We start from the raw sequence: 3,793 nt of genomic DNA on the forward strand, positions 1-3,793 counted from the left end.
TCTCTTATGGCGTTGGTTATTGCTATACCAGGGACTAGAAGCATTATTGAGCCGATGATGATTTTATCTAAGTCAGTGGCAAATCCGGTATGAACAAATAAAATTGCAATGGCTGATGCAATAGCTCCACCCATTATATTTACGAAAAAGTCATTAATCTCAAGTTCTCCTGACAAAATAGTAATTATTTTAATTATTATTCCTATTAAAAATGCAACTAATGCCTCTTTCACATTTCCTCCAAAGAGAAGAGTAAAGAATGATGTTACTATTCCTGAAAAAAACAAAGTAGTTATCAAATTATATCTTGGAGATGAATTTATCTCATTTAGTTTAACTTGAAACTCTTCAGGGGAAAGTTTAGAGGAGGTAATATTTCTTGAGAGCTCATTTACACTGGAGATTTTTTCTAAGTCTACAGTTCTCTTTTTTATAACCTTTATTACTGATATATTCGTACCTTCAGGGGTATATGCAGATACCATAATACCTGTAGGAGTTACAAAACTTTCTGCAAATTTTACATTATATGAATCACAAATACGATTTATGGTTTCTTCAACCCTATATGTTTCGCCGCCGTTTTCTAGAATTATCTTTCCGGCTTCTACTGCTAATTGAACTAAAGACTGCTGCTTCATACCTTATTCTCCTTTATTCATTGTACTGAAGTATTATATCACTTTATCAAATAAAAATGAATAAAATTAAGCTAATATCAGTAAAAATGCATAATAATAAATAAATTATTTCATTATTGTAATTATGTTGAAATAAATCCTTATAAAATTTATAATTAATATATAAATATAATGACGGAAGAGGTGTAATTATGGAATTTTCAAATCTTCAAAAAAATGATAGGGAAATCTTCAGCTTCATTCAAGATGAGATGAGCAGACAAAAGAACAATATTGAACTTATTGCCTCTGAAAATTTTACAAGCAAATCTGTTATGGAAGCAGTGGGTTCACCACTTACCAATAAATATGCTGAAGGTTATCCTGCAAAAAGATATTATGGAGGCTGCGAAATAGTGGACAAGGTTGAAGATCTTGCTAGAGACAGGCTTAAAAAACTATTTAATGCTGAGCATGCTAACGTGCAACCTCATTCAGGATCTCAAGCAAATATGGCTGTTTATTTTCAATCCTTGAACCTGGAGATACGGTATTGGGAATGGATCTTACTCATGGAGGGCATCTTACTCATGGAAGCCCTGTCAATTTTTCCGGTAAGCTTTTTAAATTTGTATCATACGGTGTTAATAAGGAAACAGGAAGAATTGATTATGATGAAGTAAGAAGGATTGCTCATGAAATCAAGCCAAAGCTCATAGTTGCTGGAGCCAGTGCATATCCAAGAAAAATCGATTTTAAAAAGTTCAGAGAAATAGCAGATGAAGTTAATGCATATTTAATGGTAGACATGGCACACATAGCTGGTTTAGTTGCCACAGGAATCCACCCTTCACCAGTACCTTATGCTGATTTTGTAACTACCACTACTCATAAAACATTAAGAGGTCCAAGAGGCGGAGCTATATTATGCAAAGAAAAATACGCTAAATTACTGGATAAGAGTATATTCCCAGGAATGCAGGGAGGACCTTTAATGCATGTTATAGCTGGAAAAGCAGTTTGCTTTAAGGAGGCAATGGAGGATTCCTTCAAAGAATATATGAAGCAGGTAGTTGATAATGCGAAGGTTCTTGAAGAGGAATTAACCAAATATGGATTTAACCTTGTAAGTGGAGGAACGGATAATCATTTACTTTTGGTAGATTTAACCAATAAGAATATTACCGGTAAAGAAATGGAGCACTTACTAGACAGTATCGGTATCACGGTGAACAAAAACACTGTTCCTTTTGAAACTTTAAGTCCATTTACTACAAGCGGAATTAGAATCGGAACTCCAGCAGTTACCACAAGAGGGTTTAATAAAGAAGATATGAAAGAAATAGCTGCAATTATTAATTTGGTAGCTGAGAAAAAGGAAAGTGGTAACGAAGAAGCTAAGACAAGAGTTAAAAATCTCTGCGATAAGCATTCTCTTTACTAATATTAAGACGGCTATATGCCGTCTTAATTTATTTATAGTTTATAATGGGGTGTTATTTTTATGGGTGAGTGTGAAAAAATCTTAGAAACGCTTATTGCCAGTATTAGCGAGGGAATACATATAGTAGATAAAGAGGGGAAAACTATATACTATAACACTGTAATGGAAAAAATTGAAGGCGTTAAAAAGAATCATGTAATGGGTAAGAAAATTAATGAGATTAGTAACCTGGATGAAAGATCATCTACTTTAATGAATTCCTTAAAGTTTAAGCAGAAATTTACGGATATAATACAAAAATACAGCTATTTTTATAGTAAAGAAGTTACATCTATAAATACTACGGTGCCGGTAATTTTGGATTCTGAAGTTGTTGCAGCCATAGAAATAGCAAAGGACATGACCCAACTAAAGGAATTAAGCGATAAGATAAACACACTGGAAAGTGTTAAAAATACAAAAGAAAAAGGCTACGGATTTGAGGATATTTTAACAGCTAATAAGGATATGGAAGATCTTATCATAAAGGCCAAGAAAGCAGCAGAAACAAATGCAACAGTGCTTATAACCGGAGAAACAGGAAGTGGTAAAGAATTGTTTGCACAGAGTATTCACTATGATGGTATGAGGGCTAAAAGGCCTTTCATAGCTATTAATTGTGCAGCTATACCAAGTACACTTCTGGAGGGAACTTTATTTGGTACTGTCAAAGGCAGCTTTACAGGAGCTGAAAATAAGGAAGGCCTTTTTTCACAAGCTAATGGAGGAACGATTTTTTTAGATGAGATCAATTCTATGGAAATGAATCTTCAATCTAAGCTTCTCCGAGTACTTCAGGAAGGAGCAGTAAGGGCTGTAGGAGCAGAAAAAGAAATGAATGTAGACATTCGTGTGATAGCTGCTTTAAACGAGGTTCCTGAAAAGCTTATCAGAGAAGGTAAACTTAGAAAAGATTTATATTACAGACTCAGCGTAGTTAGAATTAATGTTCTGCCCTTAAGAGAAAGAAAAGAGGATATTCCTATTTTAATAAATCATTTTATAGCTCATTATAACAAATCTTTCGGAAGAGAAATCAAAGGTATTGAAAGTTCTTCTTTAAAGAAACTCCTAGAGTACAGCTTTCCAGGGAACATTCGGGAGCTTAGAAATATTATAGAATCAGCATGTATAATGTCAGAAGATAAGAAAAAATTAGTTTTAGATCCCCTAGATTTTTCTGCTTTAACTGTGGAAGCAAAAGATAATACAGATTATTCTGGAGATATTTCGCTTGAAAAATATATAGACAATATCGAAAGAAAAGCAATAGAGAATATGCTAATGAAAAATGAATTTAATGTATCTAAGACTGCAAGAGATTTAAAAATTAGCAGACAGAATCTGCAATATAAGCTTAAAAAGCATGGAATAAAAGTATTATAATTTAATATATTCAATGATGCAAAAAAATTTGTCTTTAAGGCAAATTTTTTTGCTTTTATATCCTTAAAACATTAAATGAGTGCAAAAAAAATTGCCGGTTACTGATATAAATATATTAGAACATACTATTTATATAGATTAATTCACTAAAAGTATTGGCACGATAATTGCTTTAATTTTCAGAAAGGGGGTTTTAATATGAATATTAAAGTAATTATCTGTGGGTTGGGAGCAATGGGATCAGGAATGGTAAAAATGTTATTGAAAAAAAATGGAGTGGAGGTTGCAGCTGTTATAGACGCAG

General features: G+C 32.8%; 2 protein-coding genes and 1 pseudogene. 2 read left to right on the forward strand and 1 reads right to left on the reverse strand.

Going from position 1 to position 3,793, the window contains the following annotated elements; translation table 11 throughout:
• A partial coding sequence (locus TA89_RS05300) for a threonine/serine exporter family protein (RefSeq protein WP_040211521.1) occupies positions 1-641 on the reverse strand: 641 nt, incomplete at its 3' end.
• Positions 642-832: 191 nt separating this feature from the next.
• Here TA89_RS05300 and TA89_RS05305 point away from each other — a divergent pair.
• Both TA89_RS05305 and TA89_RS05310 read left to right on the forward strand, forming a co-directional pair.
• Positions 833-2,064, forward strand: a pseudogene (locus tag TA89_RS05305) (serine hydroxymethyltransferase).
• Between the two features lie 60 nt (positions 2,065-2,124).
• Positions 2,125-3,489 carry a sigma-54 interaction domain-containing protein gene (locus TA89_RS05310; protein WP_040211522.1) on the forward strand — a complete coding sequence of 455 codons (1,365 nt, stop codon included), beginning with the start codon at positions 2,125-2,127 and terminating at the stop codon, positions 3,487-3,489.
• Positions 3,490-3,793: the final 304 nt, after the last annotated feature.

Source organism: Clostridium polynesiense (genome assembly GCF_000820705.1).
Classification (GTDB): Bacteria; Bacillota; Clostridia; order Clostridiales; family Clostridiaceae; genus Clostridium_AA; species Clostridium_AA polynesiense.

Excerpts from the sequence above, each read along its gene's own strand:
- TA89_RS05310 (WP_040211522.1), top strand. The coding sequence starts at position 2,125 with ATGGGTGAGTGTGAAAAAATCTTAGAAACGCTTATTGCCAGTATTAGC.